The organism is Marinomonas ushuaiensis DSM 15871, assembly GCF_000521805.1.
Taxonomy (GTDB): Bacteria; Pseudomonadota; Gammaproteobacteria; order Pseudomonadales; family Marinomonadaceae; genus Marinomonas; species Marinomonas ushuaiensis.
Map to the genome: position 1 here is coordinate 51,676 of NZ_JAMB01000011.1, position 14,003 is coordinate 65,678.

The window sequence follows — 14,003 nt, forward strand, 5'->3', positions numbered from 1 at the left end:
AATAAAAATTCTAAATAGCTGAATGTCAGGAGGGTACTATGAAACGTTTATTTTATAGCACAAATGATCTTGATGATGCCGAGTTAATATCCGATGAGGTTCATAAACAGGGCATTGATGATCAGCACTTTTTTGTTTTATCTCGTGAAGATAAGGGGATTCTTTCCCACCGTCTTCATGGTGGTAATAGCTTTGACAACACAAGTCTGCTTGCCACGAGTAAACGCGCTGGTGTATTCGCTTTTTGTATATTGGCTCTGGTGGCTATTATCGGTGTTGGGTTAGTCGATATAACGATGCAAAATTTATTGTGGCTGGTTCTGGTCTGTGGGGTTGCTTTCGCCGCGGCAAAAATGTTGGCTTCTATTGTTTGCGCATCTTTTGATTCCTATTTTAAAGATACTTTTGATCGGCACTTAGACAATGGTGAGGTGATTGTCATTATTGATGTTACACACGATCAAAGTCCAAAAATCATGTCGCAATTAAAGCAGCATTCCGCTGTTAGTTTTATTGCCGAAAGTTCTAATATTGAGTCACCCATTCCTAGTTAATAATTTAAAAGACAGTTAATTAAGTTTTAACGTCATAGTTAATAGATAAAAAATAGAAAGCCCTGCGATGGGTAGGGCTTTTTGTTTGGAAGTGACGTGGTGCTTAAAACTTATGAACTAGGCTTCTTCTAAGCTCTTTTTCCATTCTTCGAGTACCTTTATATGAGCGGGTTCTATGCCGCAGCAGCCGCCGATTATGTTGGCGCCTGTGTTATACCATTGTTGAGCGTAGTCTTTATATTCTTCTGGCGTGAGATCGCGGGAACTTTGTGTCGTTAAATTGGCTTCATGACCCTGTGATATAGGTTTAAAACTGTTGGCATAAGCGCCTATATTGAGTGTTTTTGAATGCTTTTCTAATACGCTTTTAGCGTCTCGAATGGCTTTTTCCATGACTTCAGGAATGGAGCAGTTAAAGAAAATACCATCAATTCCTTCTACCAATGTGGCTTCTTTTAAGATCGCTTCTATGGCGTGGGTGACAGATTCTCCAGAACGTAATCTTGCCGTTACTCCTAGTTCATCGCTTAGAGTAAAAGCGTAATAACAGGGTTTGGTTGAATCTTTTAAAACATGGGCAATGGCGCTGGCTTCTTCGATACTGGCGATGGTTTCTGCGATCCATAAATCCACGTGTTCATCTTGTGCTTTATACAGTGTCGTTAAAATATCGAGTGCTTGATGCTTTTCAAATAAATCTGGACGATAAGAGCCAAGCGGTGGCGGCAGCGAGCCTGCTACCTGTACGGTTTGAGTGGCTGTACTGGCAACGTCTTTGGCAATGATGGCAGCTTGTCGAGCGAGTGTCGTACCTTGTTGCTGATAAAGCGTTTCACCAAGGTGAAAAGGCACACAAGCATAGCTGTTTACCGTGATGATCTCGGCACCCGCATCAATAAAATTCTGATGGGCTTGAGTGACATAATGAGGTGCTTCTATTAAGGCTTTTGCGCTCCACAATGGTTGCGAGAAAGGCGCGCCAATTCGCTTCAGTTCTCGACCAATACCGCCATCCAATATGGTTAAATTCAGTCTGCTTAAATCGCTCATTGCCGCCTTTCATATACTTAATTTTAGTTAGGGCTATTCAATCATAATGACGGATAAAAGATAATAAAACTTGATCATGATGGATATGAAATTCCCTATTCCAAGTGCTTCTCTCAAATGTTTATGTGGCAATATAAACGTATTGGATGACGTTAAAAATTGTCTGTAAACGTTTACATGTAATACATTTTTATCACTCTAAAAGGTTTACAAGTCTTTTTTCATCAGCTAGTCTGACTGAATAATAAAAAAGATAACGTTTACATTATGGTAAAAACAACCCTTAAAGAGGTTTCCAAACTGGCTGGTGTTAGTATTGCTACCGCCTCACGAGTTTTGAACCAACAATCTAACAATGTTAAAGCCAGTACGCGCGAGAAGGTTCTCTTAGCGAGTGAAAAACTTGGCTTTAAGTTGGACCGTGCTGCGCGTCGTTTGCGCACCGGGGAAACGTTTGTTATTGCTTATATCCTTAATCGTCGAGATCCAGCATTTCAGTTTGTCAGTGAATTGTTACTGGGAATTACCGATCGCGCGTTGTTAGATGATTACCACGTTGTTATTGTGCCAGAGGCTGAAATCTCTCCGATAGGCTCGGTGGAGTATTTGAGCAAAAGTAATGATTGCGACGGCGTTATCCTGACCCACACCAAACTTGATGACCCACGAGTGCGTTGGTTACAAGAACAAAACCTACCTTTTATTACCCATGGTCACACACGATGTAATATTGAGCATGATGCTGTGGATTATGACCATCTACATTTTTTACAACTTTGCTTTGCAGAACTTAATGCAAACTGCGAAAACGTCGCTTTAATTTGTCCACCTACCGAACTTACTTTTTCCACACTCATGAACGAGGCTTTTCATACTGTATTGTCTGAATTTCCGAACATTAACGGCAGTATTATTACTGGAATAAATGCGGAATCGAAGGTTGAAGAAATAGGTGTTTGGGCGAAGCGTGAAGCACATAAATACGATGCGGTGATCAGTTATACCGATGCGATTGTGAATGCACTTGTTGCAGCTATTTTACCTGATACGTCGACCCAAATTATGACCCGTGTGTTTGGTCGGAGTCGATCTCATATACCAGAATCTGTTTTTTTGCTGCATCAAGATCTTTATCAAGATGGTTGGGCGCTTGCTGATACGCTTATTTGTCAGTTCAAAGGTAAGCCAAAATCGAATTACATCAGTACCCCAAAAAGATCCGGTGAAATAAAAATTTAATTCTTAACCTTATTTATTATCAACCTATTGGGTGGAGTGGTTTATATGTCTCATAAAACGATTGAACAGCAGATTACCGAGGCTAAGCGAGACTTACGCAGCCGTATTCCGGACTTGCCTGCTCGTTTCGCCGCAGAGACTGAACGTTTAAAAGAGGAAATCGCGGCCGTTAAATCTGAAATGCAAACTGGCCATGCCATTGTTGATATTGAGTTCGCAGATATTCAAGCAGGTAAAATCAGTGACGATGTAATGCAACGCATTCGTCGTCGTGGCGTCATTGTGGTACGCAACGTATTTGATCCAGTACGAGTCGCCAACTGGAATACAACACTAAAAAGCTATGTGGCTGATAACGATTACCTAACCAAACAAGCTGAAAAAGCAGGCTTGGATACTTACTTTGGTGAATTAGCGGCAAGTAAACCGCAGATCTATGGGCTTTACTGGTCGAAACCTCAAATGGAAGCACGTCAGTCAGAAGAATTATCTGATTTACGCGTCTGGTTGAACCATCTTTGGTATCAACCTAAAAGTGGTGATCCAGAATTTAACCCAAATCGTGAATGCATGTACGCCGACAGAATTCGACAACGCGAACCTGGCGACGCCTCATTAGGTTTAAGTCCGCACATTGACGGTGGTTCTGTTGAGCGCTGGCTTGACCCAAGTTTCCATAAGGTTTACCACGATATTCTATTTGGTGATCCAGACTCTTACGAGCCGTTCAATGCGCAGTCACGTACCAAAACAAAAGAGATTCCGTCACCAGCGGTTTGTCAGATGTTTCGCACCTATCAAGGTTGGACAGCATTGACTCGACAAGGGCCAAATGATGGGACATTAAACGTTGTACCCATAGCTCGTGCCATGGCGTGGTTGTTATTACGAGCTCTAATGGACGATGTTGCAGACAACGATTTATGTAACCAAAAACCTGGCCGCGCTCTTGGCGTTTTTAAAGAGTTTCATGAATTATTATTACAAGCTTATGTGCCGATTCCAGCAGTTAATCCTGGCGATACCGTTTGGTGGCACCCTGATATTATTCACGGTGTTGATAATGAACATCTCGGCAATGAAGACTCCAATGTCATGTATATAGGTTCTGCTCCTGACTGTGAAAAAAATCGTCGCTTTCTTGATATGCTTCGCCCAGCGTTTGAAGCAGGGAAGAGCAGTCCAGATTTTGCACCTGAAGATTATGAAGTTGATTTCAAAAACCGATTTATGCCCGAAAATTTAAGCGACATCGGTCGTAAACAACTGGGGTATGAATAATATGATTAGACACGTTGTTTTGTTCAAAGTACGCCCTGAAGTGGCCGCTGCAGACTTCAATATTCTTATGCAGGAAATCGCAGATTTAGAATCGTCTGTTTCAGGCTTTATTAGTTTTGAACACGGTCCTAACCAAACGCCAGAAACTCGAGATCAAGGTTATAATTATGGTTTTGTTTTGACGCTGGCTTCATGGGTCGATCTTGATGCTTACCAAAATAATTCACGACACCAAATAACTGGTGCTAAATTGATCGCCGCTTGTAATTCAAATTACGATGGTCTTTTAGTGTTTGATATGGAAGTTTGAAAAAGAATCAAACGGTCAGCCGCAACCGATGATGTACTCCCTAGGCGGTTAAAATAATAAAAAGAGAGGAAAACATGAAAATAAATAAGAAAACAGTATTAGCAAGCGCACTATTAATGGCAACTGCAGCGGTACAGGCTGAAGATGTGGAAGTCCTTCATTGGTGGACGGCTGGCGGTGAAGCCGCTGCGTTAAGTGTACTCAAAGACGATTTGAGTAAAGATGGCGTGGGCTGGGTTGATATGCCTGTTGCTGGTGGTGGCGGTGGCTCAGCCATGACGACATTGCGTGCGCGTGTTACAGCGGGCAACTCACCAACGGCGGTTCAAATGCTAGGCTACGATATTCAAGATTGGGCTGCTGAGGGCGAGCTTGCGAACCTTAACGACATTGCAGCGGCGAATAATTGGGATGCGGTTGTGCCGACGGCGCTACAAAAATTCTCTAAATATGACGGCAACTGGATCGCAGCTCCCGTTAACATGCACTCCACAAACTGGGTTTGGGCAAACAAAAAAGTTTTAGATGATTTGGGTCTTCCACAGCCTCATAGCTGGGATGATTTTGTTGCCGCTATGCAAGCAGCAAAAGACGCCGGAAAAATTGGCTTAGCCCATGGTGGTCAACCTTGGCAAGAAGCCACTATGTTTGATGGCGTTGTACTGTCTGTTGGCGGCGCCGATTTCTATAACAAAGCCTTTGTAGAACTTGATGAAGATGCTTTAACTGGACCGCAAATGCTTGAAGCCTTTAAGCGCATGGAAACACTTCGCTCATTCGTTGATGATAACTTCTCTGGTCGTGATTGGAACCTTGCTTCTTCCATGGTTATCAATGGTGATGCCGCGTTCCAAATTATGGGTGATTGGGCGAAAGGTGAGTTTATTAACGCAGGTAAAGTGCCAAACGAAGATTTTCTATGTTTCCGTGTTCCAGGCTCTCAAGGAACAATGGCGTTTAATGCTGACCAATTTGCTATGTTCAAAGTAGACTCAGCAAGTGCACAAGAAGCACAAGGAAAAATGGCCGCAGCAATTGTTGCCCCTACTTTCCAAATTGCTTTCAACCAAGTAAAAGGATCAGTGCCTTCTCGTACAGATATTGACCCTAAGCAATTTGATGCCTGTGGACAAAAAGGGATTGCAGACCTTCAATACGCTAATGCAACGGGTGGTTTAGTGGGCTCTATGGCGCACGGTCACGCTCAACCAGCAGCCATTAAAAATGCAGTGTTTGATGTTGTCACCAACCACTTCAATGGTGAGTTTGATGCAGAAGAAGCGGTAGAAGAGTTATTTAACGCGATTGATGCAGCAAAATAAGTTGTCATAAATGTCTTGAAAAAGAGAGAGTGATTAACTCTCTCTTTTTCCATATTTATTTTCGGTATTCTGTCGAATTTAAGACGAAGTAAGGTTTTTCCTTTCAAAGGATAGGGGGATTTATGGCGAATAACGCTGGGCAAGACGACTTTCAAACTAAGTTGCAAAACTGGTTACCGAAAATTGTATTGTCCCCATCCATTGCTGCAATGGTTGTATTTGTTTACGGCTTTATTGCCTTTACGGTTTATATTAGTTTCTCAGATTCTAAGATGCTACCAAGCTATGATTGGATCGGTCTAGCGAACTACACCAAGCTTTGGAAATTAAGTCACTGGTGGGTTTCTATTACCAATCTGGCTGTCTTTGCCACGCTTTACATTGGTATTTGTACAGTGCTTGGGCTTTCTTTAGCCATATTATTGGATCAAAAAATTCGTGGCGAAGGCATGCTGCGCCCGATTTATCTTTACCCTATGGCGCTGAGTTTTATCGTCACAGGCACCGCTTGGAAGTGGATTCTTGATCCTGGTATAGGTCTTGAAAATACCATGCATCAATGGGGCTGGGAGAGCTTCCATTTCGATTGGATTAAAGATCGAAATATGGCGATATACACGGTTGTTATTGCGGCCGTTTGGCAAACATCAGGCTTTGTAATGGCGATGTTTTTGGCGGGTCTTCGAGGTGTCGATAATGAAATATTAAAAGCGGCACAAATCGATGGCGCTTCAAACTGGCGGCTTTATCGTCGGATTGTTATTCCCATGTTACGCCCTGCTTTTCTTTCCGCATTTGTCATATTGGCGCATTTGTCGGTGAAATCATACGACCTAATTATCGCGCTAACGGGCGGTGGACCGGGGCGAGCAACAGAAGTACCTGCGACCTTTATGTATTCGTACACTTTCACTCGTAACTCGATGGGAATTGGTGCCGCCAGTGCGGTCATTATGTTGATGACAATCGCCGCCATTATTACTCCTTATCTTTACGCCGAATTAAAGGAGAAAAAATAATGTCGAATGTGACTCAAGATACAGCAGTTCGCACCAGTACTTTCACTCGCATTTTTATATACGGCTTACTGATTTTGTTTGCTGCCTATTACCTGATGCCTTTGTTTGTGATGATTGTGAATTCATTAAAACCACTGTCTGAAATTACCAGTGGCAATATGATGGCATTGCCTGAAGTGTGGACGCTCGAACCTTGGCGACAAGCGTGGTCGAAAGCCCAAATTGGTATTGAGCCAACAGGCTTGAAGCCTTACTTCGTCAACTCCTTGCTTATTGTGATACCTGCGGTGTTTATCTCCACCATAATCGGTGCAATAAATGGTTATGTGTTAACTAAGTGGCGTTTTCGTGGTGACACGCTGATATTTGGTGCGTTACTTTTTTCTTGTTTTATACCGTTTCAAATTGTTCTGATCCCGATGGCAATAGTGCTTGGTAAGCTTGGTATTGCGGGTTCCATTCCTGGTTTGGTATTGGTGCACGTGGTATATGGTATTGGTTTTACCACGCTTTATTATCGCAATTATTACGCCGTTTTCCCGACTGAATTGGTTCGGGCAGCACAGATTGATGGCGCGGGTTTCTTCCGTATATTTTGGAGAATCATGTTGCCTATATCTGGCCCTATTACAGTTGTGTCTGTTATATGGCAATTCACCAATGTTTGGAACGACTTCTTATTCGGGGCCTCTTTTGCAGGGCAAGAACAACCTATGACAGTAGCGTTGAATAACCTTGTTCAGTCTTCAACTGGCGTTAAAGAATATAATGTGCATTTCGCCGGCGCTATTTTAGCGGCGCTTCCCACTTTATTAGTTTACATCGTTGCGGGTCGTTATTTCGTCCGTGGGTTGATGGCAGGATCGGTAAAAGGATAACAATATGAGCTTTTTAAATATAAAAAACGCGACAAAAGCGTATGGCGATGTTGAAGTGCTACACAAGATAGATATTGCTGTGGAAGAAGGTGAGTTTCTTGTTTTAGTTGGCCCATCAGGCTGCGGTAAATCAACGCTTTTAAATATGATCGCAGGCCTTGAAGAGATTTCATCGGGTGAGATATCCATCAAGGGTAAAACGATGAATGGTGTGCACCCATCTAAACGTAATATCGCTATGGTGTTTCAAAGTTATGCTTTGTATCCGAATATGACAGTTGCAAAGAACATTACGTTTGGTCTTGAAATGCACAACGTGCCTAAGTCTGAGTGTGCATCTGCATTGGCCGATGTGGCGAAGCTATTGCAAATTGAACCGCTTTTAGATCGTCGGCCAGGGCAATTATCGGGTGGTCAACGACAACGTGTTGCCATGGGGCGAGCGTTAGTACGTAACCCAGATGTTTTCCTCTTTGATGAACCACTGTCTAATCTCGATGCTAAATTACGTGTTGATATGCGTACTGAAATTAAGCGACTTCATGAGAAGCTCAAAACCACTATGGTTTATGTAACTCACGATCAGATTGAAGCCATGACACTTTCAACGCGCATCGCCGTGATGTTTCAAGGTTATGTTCAGCAGTTAGGAACACCGAAACAAATTTACGACACGCCAAGTAATCTTTATGTTGCGACCTTTATGGGGTCTCCTTCAATGAACCTATTACCCGTTGATGTTGTAGACGGTACTGATGGAAGTCAGTTTGAATTGAAAGTGGGCGAGCAGAGCACTAAAACTGTCGAGTTAAAAGGACAAAGGCTTCCAGCAGGACGATACACATTAGGCTTGCGACCTGAGCACATTACCGATCCTGAGTCAGCCGATTTAGAGAGCTGTGAGTATCTAACGATTGAATCTGTTGTCGAGGTGGTTGAGCCAGCGGGTGCAGATACATTTGTCACGACAAAACTACAAGGTATTTCAGTGAATACTCGGATGCGTGGAGACATTGAAGTAGTCACAGGAGAGGTTACAGAGTTTTCCATTGATCTTCGTCGTCTTCACTTTTTTGATCCAAAAACAGAATTACGTGTTGAGTTGGAAAAGGTGGGCGGTTAGATACTAGGGATGAGTAATAAAGCAATTAATTTTCAAAAAGGTAACGTCTCAGGGAAAGTCTCTCTGTTAGGTGCTATGGTTGGGCCGGTTCAATTTCGTTTCTCTAACGATAAAGTGATTCAACCGTTTTCGATAGCGCCTTGGGCTAATAAAGAAGAAAGTAAAAATGACAAACTCCCTCCCATACTTAAAAACCTTGGAGGGGAGTGGCCTTGCGTGCCTTTTGGTACTCCGGGCACAAGAAGGGATCTACCACCAGAATGGTTGCGCAATATTGAGAGTGTTGAGTCAGTCAATGAAGCTTTTATGCATGGCTTTAGCTCTAATCATGAATGGCAAGATATATCCAAATCCTCACAAGAAGCAGAGCTCAGCATAGAGTATCCACTTAAACACCCAGTTAAAGGATTAAATAGAAAAATCTCAGTCACGGACAACAACCAGTTAGAATTTGAGTTATTGGTTGAAACGGAACAACCAGTGGAATTGCCGATTGGTTTACACGGAACGTTTAAATTGCCAAATAAACCCGGTAAGGCAAAACTGATGATTGATTCGTTTAAAGGCGCTTATACTTATCCTGTTACGGTTGAGCCTGGTATTTCTATTTTGAAACCGAACCAAAAAATAGAGGATTTAGAGCAAGTGCTTAGGTTGGATGGTCGCGTCGAAAATATGACGACTCTGCCATTAGAAAGCGTCACAGAAGAACTTATTTTATTGGATCTAAGTGAAGGACGAATACGGCTTCAAAACTACGATGAAGGTTATGAAGTCGTGTTTGAATGGAATATTGAGCAATTTCCTAGTTGCTTGTTATGGTATTCAAACAAAGGACGAGATTACTACCCTTGGAATAAGCGCTTTCAGGCAATGGGTATTGAACCGATTGCTTCGGCCTTTGATTTAGGCGTTGTTCATAGCCGAAATGCGAGTTCACCGCTTAGAGAAGTAGGGATTAAGACAGGGTTTCGATTAGAAGGAGAGGATCGGTTTTCGTATAGAATTTCGGTCAATGAGATTTAGTGTTTGTTTTAGTATTCTTGAGAGGATTTACGAAAGTACCGTTATGTCGGTCGTTAATCAATATGGCAATCTGCCTATCAAGTATAAAACAATAAAACCGTTACAATGTGAATCGTAACGGTTTTATTGTTGTTAATCGAGGTGCAAGGTGCTTTTAATTAAAACGCTGGGGTGGATGCCCAAGCGTAGTTTTCTTCTAAATATTTTCTAACCGCATCCGATGTTAAGGCTTCAGCGAGTACTTTCGTTTTTTCATCATTGGCATTATCAGTCCTGGTTGCAAAACTAATTGCATAAGCATCGCTGACGGCATTGCGCTCTTCTAAGTAAATGCGTTCATCATTACCAGACAAGCTCAAAGAGCGAGCAAAAGTTGGGTACATTACTGCTAAATCACGACCAGATTCGTCATAAGCACCGGCAGTTGCAGTTAATGGCGTTTCTATAAACTTCAGTTGTTTAGGGTTGCTAATAATGTCTGCGATACCGGCTTGGAAGTTCACACCATTTTTCAGTTCAATCAAACCTGCACTCTGCAATAGCAATAATGCGCGGGCGGTATTGACGCCATCATTAGGTAGATAAACGGTTTCACCGTCTGTGATATCTTCAACTGATGCATAAATCGACGAATAAAGGGCAAAGGTCGCATGATAAACAGGCTGGACAAGTTCTAGCGTGGCACCGCTACGCTGATTAAAAATATCCATGTAGAGTTCATGCTGAATTAAGTTGCCATCTAACTCCCCATTCGCTAATGCCGGATTCGCTTCAGCATAATTGAGAAAGACTACTTTTTCCAAGTTAAAACCATTTTCTTCCACATTGGCTTTTATGATGTCCAGCAAGTCTGGTTTCGTGCTGTCGGCACTATAAAATGGATAGTATGAAACACCAATTTTAATTGTATTATCATCTTTTGACTGACAAGCCGTTAGGGTAAATGTAAAAAGAACGCTAGTAATGAGCAGGAGTATTTTTTTCATGATTAATCTATTTTCCTTTTTTTATCCAGTGTATGTGCCAACCAAGATCCTGACACCTGTATTACCTGTACGAGCATCATCATCACTATGATGATCATCCACATAAGCGGTTGGTTCCACATGTAAAAACCTTCCTGTAGTGCTAAATAACCAATGCCACCGCCAGCAATTACGCCAACCACGGTCGAGTAGGCAATTAAACTGATAATCGCTGAGGTATAACCTAGAACCAAAGCGGATCGCGCTTCGACAAGAATAAATTGCGTTACTAATTGAGTCCGAGTTGCCCCCATAGAATGAGCCGATTCGTAAATATGTGGGCTCACATCAATAATGGCTTGTTCAACTAACCGACTGACAATAGCCACACCGACAACGGATAAAGAGATCATCGAGGCGTAAATGCCGTAGGCTGTACCAATGAAAAACCGTGCCAAGGGAGCCATCACAATCAGCAACAAAATAAAGGGCACCGAGCGAATGATATTGACCAAAAAAGATAAGGGTATTGCTATTTTTTTATGTGTATACGGTCGATTTTGACCGCATAAAGCCAGTAAAAATCCAATACTAGTACCCAAAACGAAAGCAACAAAAAAGGCGACAGAAACCATGAAGAAAGTATCAATCAGGTCGGCTAGCATACGATTACCGAACCTATCTAATGTATCGATAATAATGTTAAGCATGGTTGTCTACCCATAAGTCATTTAATTGATCGACCGCGAATTTTTTGATCTTTTTTACTTCCGCTATTTTTTTGATTTTGCCATCTTCCAACCAAACTGCGCGATCACACATATAGCGAATAACATCCATTTGGTGAGATACCAAGACCATAGTCACTGAATAGGAACGATGAACTTTTTTAAGTAAATCTAAGATGTCTTTCATTGTTTGGGCATCAAGTGCTGAAGTAGGTTCGTCAAAAAAAATGATTTTCGGATCGGAGATTAAGGCACGCGCAATAGATACACGTTGGGCTTCACCACCAGATAGTGTAATAGGGTAGTTTTCAGCTTTATCTGCCAGACCAACAAAAGTCAGTAAATCGAGAGCTTTGGCTCGACGGGATTTCTCATCGACGCCACGTAATTTTAGCGGTAGAGCAATGTTGTCGATCACTGAATAGTTATAAAGTAAGCTGAAGCCCTGAAAGACAAAAGAGGTTTGCTGGACTAATTGTCGTCTCTGAGCTGAAGTAGAGGACTTATCGATGATTTTATCAAGCATACGAATAGAGCCAGCATCAGGTTGAATATGCAAACTTAGCAGCCGTAATAATGTTGACTTCCCCGCACCACTTTTACCAACGATGCCAAATACTTCATCATTGTTAATGGTTAAAGTAATATCTGAAAGTGCTTTAACAACACGGTTTTTTACCGCATTTCTAGCAGTGCCTTTAATCGTGTCCCTAACATTAAAATTCTTCCCTATTGCTGTTAGCTCTAACACTCAATCTCCTGTTTAAAAGGCTTCAAAAGCCACACATAATGCCAAAAAAATGGTAGTTTAAAGGGAAATGTCGTGGAAAAAAAGACTACAAAAAGTAGGGGTAATTCTAATCCACGACAATCAATTATTTCCTTAGGAGGCGTTGTGATAGAAATAGAAAAAATGACATCTTTGCATTTAGGTCGTGTGAACACATTAAGTGTTGAAAGCGATCAACTTCAATATGTGGCAACCATCGATGATATTTTAGCCAGCGCCAATGCTCAAATTCGACCTCATGTGATTATCGCAAATGATGAGGTCGTTGGTTTCTTCTTAATAGACACTGCTTACGCAGATCACAATGACTGTGTTGAATCAAATAGTCTTGGGTTACGAAGCTTCTTTATAGACCATAAACACCAAGGTAACGGCTATGCAAAGCAAACATTGCAAATACTACCCACATATCTAATGTCCAACTTCCCAAAACAGACTAACGTATATTTAACCGTGAACTGCAAAAATAAACTTGCTCAAAAGAGTTATTTGAACGCTGGTTTTTATGATACTGGAAACCTATATCACGGTGGAAAATCTGGACCACAGCATATTATGTGCATGGACTTAAACCTCGTTTAGTTTGTAAATGAGGTTTAAGAGCAGCAGTATTATTTATGAACGCTAATATGCACTTTAATTATCTGAATTTAGGTATATCTAGTTTTTAACGCCTATCTTATGATATTTTTAGCGGATGATTTTTTAAAACAATATTCTTCTTCAGGCACTTACTTACCACAAGGGATTCAACATGAAATTACGTTCTATTTTCCAAAGTGTAATCATTTCTACCACAATATTAAGTTGTGCGATTCAAGCGAAACCTGTTTATGTTGCGACTACTGCAATCGTTGAGCATCCGGCGCTTGATGCCATTCGTGACGGTGTGAAAGAAGTATTAAATGAAAATGGTTATACAGGTGATAACCTTAAATTTACCTACGAAAGTGCGCAGGGTAAAACAGATATTGCCGCTCAAATAGCGCGTAAAATGGTTGGAGACGAACCTGATGTTATCGTTGCGATAGCGACGCCTTCGGCTCAAGCAGCGGTGACAGTGAGTGATTCCATTCCTGTTGTTTTTTCAGCGGTTACCGATCCTCTTGGTGCGAAGCTTATTCCTAATTTAGTAAAACCAGGTGGAAATGTGACTGGTTTGTCAGATATGGCGAACATCGGTGAACATTTTTCGCTTATTAAAGAGTTTGTTCCTAATTTAAAGGCGATTGGTATTCCCTACAATCCAGGTGAAGCTAATTCAGTCTCCATGTTAGCGCAAGCAAAAAAAGTGGCGGCTGAAATGGGCATTAAAATAGTCGAATCTTCAGCGCCAAGAACCTCAGATGTGATGATTGCCGCAAAGCAACTTGTCGGTAAGGTTGATGCGATTTATGCACCTATTGATAACACTATTATCAGCGCTGTAGAGTCTATTATTAAAGTCGGTATGGATGCCCAAATTCCTGTGTTTGCGGGTGATACTGATACGGTTTCTCGTGGTGCTGTGGCGGCTGTTGGTTACGATTACTTTGACCTTGGACGTCAAACTGGTGAAATCGTTATTCGTATATTAAAAGGTGAAAAAGCCGGAGATATTGACGTGAAAATGGCGAAAGGAACCAACTTGTTCGTTAATCCTAAAATGGCTAAACGCATGGGAATCGAAGTTCCTGCCGCGGTATTGGCTCGCGCTACTAAAATAATTGAATAATAAG

The 14,003-nt window shown here is 41.7% G+C and carries 15 protein-coding genes; 11 read left to right on the forward strand and 4 right to left on the reverse strand.

What is annotated here, in order from left to right; genetic code table 11:
• Nucleotides 1-38 precede the first annotated feature (38 nt).
• Complete coding sequence (locus MUS1_RS12115; protein ID WP_036162978.1) at nucleotides 39-554, forward strand: hypothetical protein; 516 nt, start codon at nucleotides 39-41, stop codon at nucleotides 552-554.
• 117 nt (nucleotides 555-671) lie between these two features.
• On the opposite strand, the gene MUS1_RS12120 is transcribed toward MUS1_RS12115, so the two are convergent.
• The gene (locus tag MUS1_RS12120) at nucleotides 672-1,604 is read right to left on the reverse strand and encodes a homocysteine S-methyltransferase family protein (RefSeq protein ID WP_036162979.1); all 933 of its coding nucleotides are present in this window, start codon (nucleotides 1,602-1,604) and stop codon (nucleotides 672-674) included.
• A 267-nt stretch (nucleotides 1,605-1,871) separates the two neighbouring features.
• Between MUS1_RS12120 and MUS1_RS12125 the strand changes: the two genes are divergently transcribed.
• The 8 genes from MUS1_RS12125 to MUS1_RS12160 all read left to right on the forward strand — a co-directional run bounded on the left by MUS1_RS12125 (nucleotide 1,872) and on the right by MUS1_RS12160 (nucleotide 9,802).
• Nucleotides 1,872-2,843 (forward strand): LacI family DNA-binding transcriptional regulator, encoded by a 972-nt coding sequence (locus MUS1_RS12125; protein ID WP_036162980.1) that lies wholly within the window; start codon nucleotides 1,872-1,874, stop codon nucleotides 2,841-2,843.
• A gap of 45 nt (nucleotides 2,844-2,888) precedes the next feature.
• Complete coding sequence (locus tag MUS1_RS12130) at nucleotides 2,889-4,124, forward strand: YbiU family protein (protein WP_036162981.1); 1,236 nt, start codon at nucleotides 2,889-2,891, stop codon at nucleotides 4,122-4,124.
• A 1-nt stretch (nucleotide 4,125) separates the two neighbouring features.
• Complete coding sequence (locus MUS1_RS12135) at nucleotides 4,126-4,434, forward strand: Dabb family protein (RefSeq protein WP_036162982.1); 309 nt, start codon at nucleotides 4,126-4,128, stop codon at nucleotides 4,432-4,434.
• A 74-nt stretch (nucleotides 4,435-4,508) separates the two neighbouring features.
• The gene (locus MUS1_RS12140; protein ID WP_036162984.1) at nucleotides 4,509-5,756 is read left to right on the forward strand and encodes an ABC transporter substrate-binding protein; all 1,248 of its coding nucleotides are present in this window, start codon (nucleotides 4,509-4,511) and stop codon (nucleotides 5,754-5,756) included.
• 122 nt (nucleotides 5,757-5,878) lie between these two features.
• Nucleotides 5,879-6,775, forward strand: a complete 897-nt coding sequence (locus MUS1_RS12145; protein ID WP_036162986.1) for a carbohydrate ABC transporter permease — start codon at nucleotides 5,879-5,881, stop codon at nucleotides 6,773-6,775.
• Nucleotides 6,775-7,653 carry a carbohydrate ABC transporter permease gene (locus MUS1_RS12150; protein ID WP_036162987.1) on the forward strand — a complete coding sequence of 293 codons (879 nt, stop codon included), beginning with the start codon at nucleotides 6,775-6,777 and terminating at the stop codon, nucleotides 7,651-7,653. The genes MUS1_RS12145 and MUS1_RS12150 overlap by 1 nt, the downstream gene beginning before the upstream one ends.
• A 4-nt stretch (nucleotides 7,654-7,657) precedes the next feature.
• Nucleotides 7,658-8,776 (forward strand): ABC transporter ATP-binding protein, encoded by a 1,119-nt coding sequence (locus tag MUS1_RS12155; protein WP_036162989.1) that lies wholly within the window; start codon nucleotides 7,658-7,660, stop codon nucleotides 8,774-8,776.
• Nucleotides 8,777-8,785: 9 nt separating this feature from the next.
• On the forward strand, nucleotides 8,786-9,802 hold the full coding sequence (locus MUS1_RS12160; protein WP_036162991.1) for a hypothetical protein: 1,017 nt from the start codon (nucleotides 8,786-8,788) through the stop codon (nucleotides 9,800-9,802).
• 158 nt (nucleotides 9,803-9,960) lie between these two features.
• On the opposite strand, the gene MUS1_RS12165 is transcribed toward MUS1_RS12160, so the two are convergent.
• From MUS1_RS12165 to MUS1_RS12175, 3 genes are read right to left on the reverse strand one after another with little or no spacing between them, the layout of a single operon-like run.
• Nucleotides 9,961-10,788 (reverse strand): MetQ/NlpA family ABC transporter substrate-binding protein, encoded by an 828-nt coding sequence (locus tag MUS1_RS12165; protein ID WP_036162993.1) that lies wholly within the window; start codon nucleotides 10,786-10,788, stop codon nucleotides 9,961-9,963.
• A 2-nt stretch (nucleotides 10,789-10,790) separates the two neighbouring features.
• Nucleotides 10,791-11,477, reverse strand: a complete 687-nt coding sequence (locus MUS1_RS12170) for a methionine ABC transporter permease (RefSeq protein WP_036162995.1) — start codon at nucleotides 11,475-11,477, stop codon at nucleotides 10,791-10,793.
• Complete coding sequence (locus MUS1_RS12175; protein WP_211236461.1) at nucleotides 11,470-12,246, reverse strand: ATP-binding cassette domain-containing protein; 777 nt, start codon at nucleotides 12,244-12,246, stop codon at nucleotides 11,470-11,472. Before MUS1_RS12175 ends, MUS1_RS12170 begins: the two co-directional genes overlap by 8 nt.
• 144 nt (nucleotides 12,247-12,390) lie before the next feature.
• Here MUS1_RS12175 and MUS1_RS12180 point away from each other — a divergent pair, with 144 nt between their 5' ends.
• Both MUS1_RS12180 and MUS1_RS12185 read left to right on the forward strand, forming a co-directional pair.
• Nucleotides 12,391-12,867, forward strand: coding sequence for a GNAT family N-acetyltransferase (locus MUS1_RS12180; protein ID WP_036162997.1), 477 nt, complete (start codon nucleotides 12,391-12,393; stop codon nucleotides 12,865-12,867).
• A gap of 172 nt (nucleotides 12,868-13,039) precedes the next feature.
• Nucleotides 13,040-13,999: an ABC transporter substrate-binding protein gene (locus MUS1_RS12185; RefSeq protein WP_036162999.1), complete on the forward strand. Its 960-nt coding sequence runs from the start codon at nucleotides 13,040-13,042 to the stop codon at nucleotides 13,997-13,999.
• The last annotated feature ends 4 nt before the right edge of the window (nucleotides 14,000-14,003 follow it).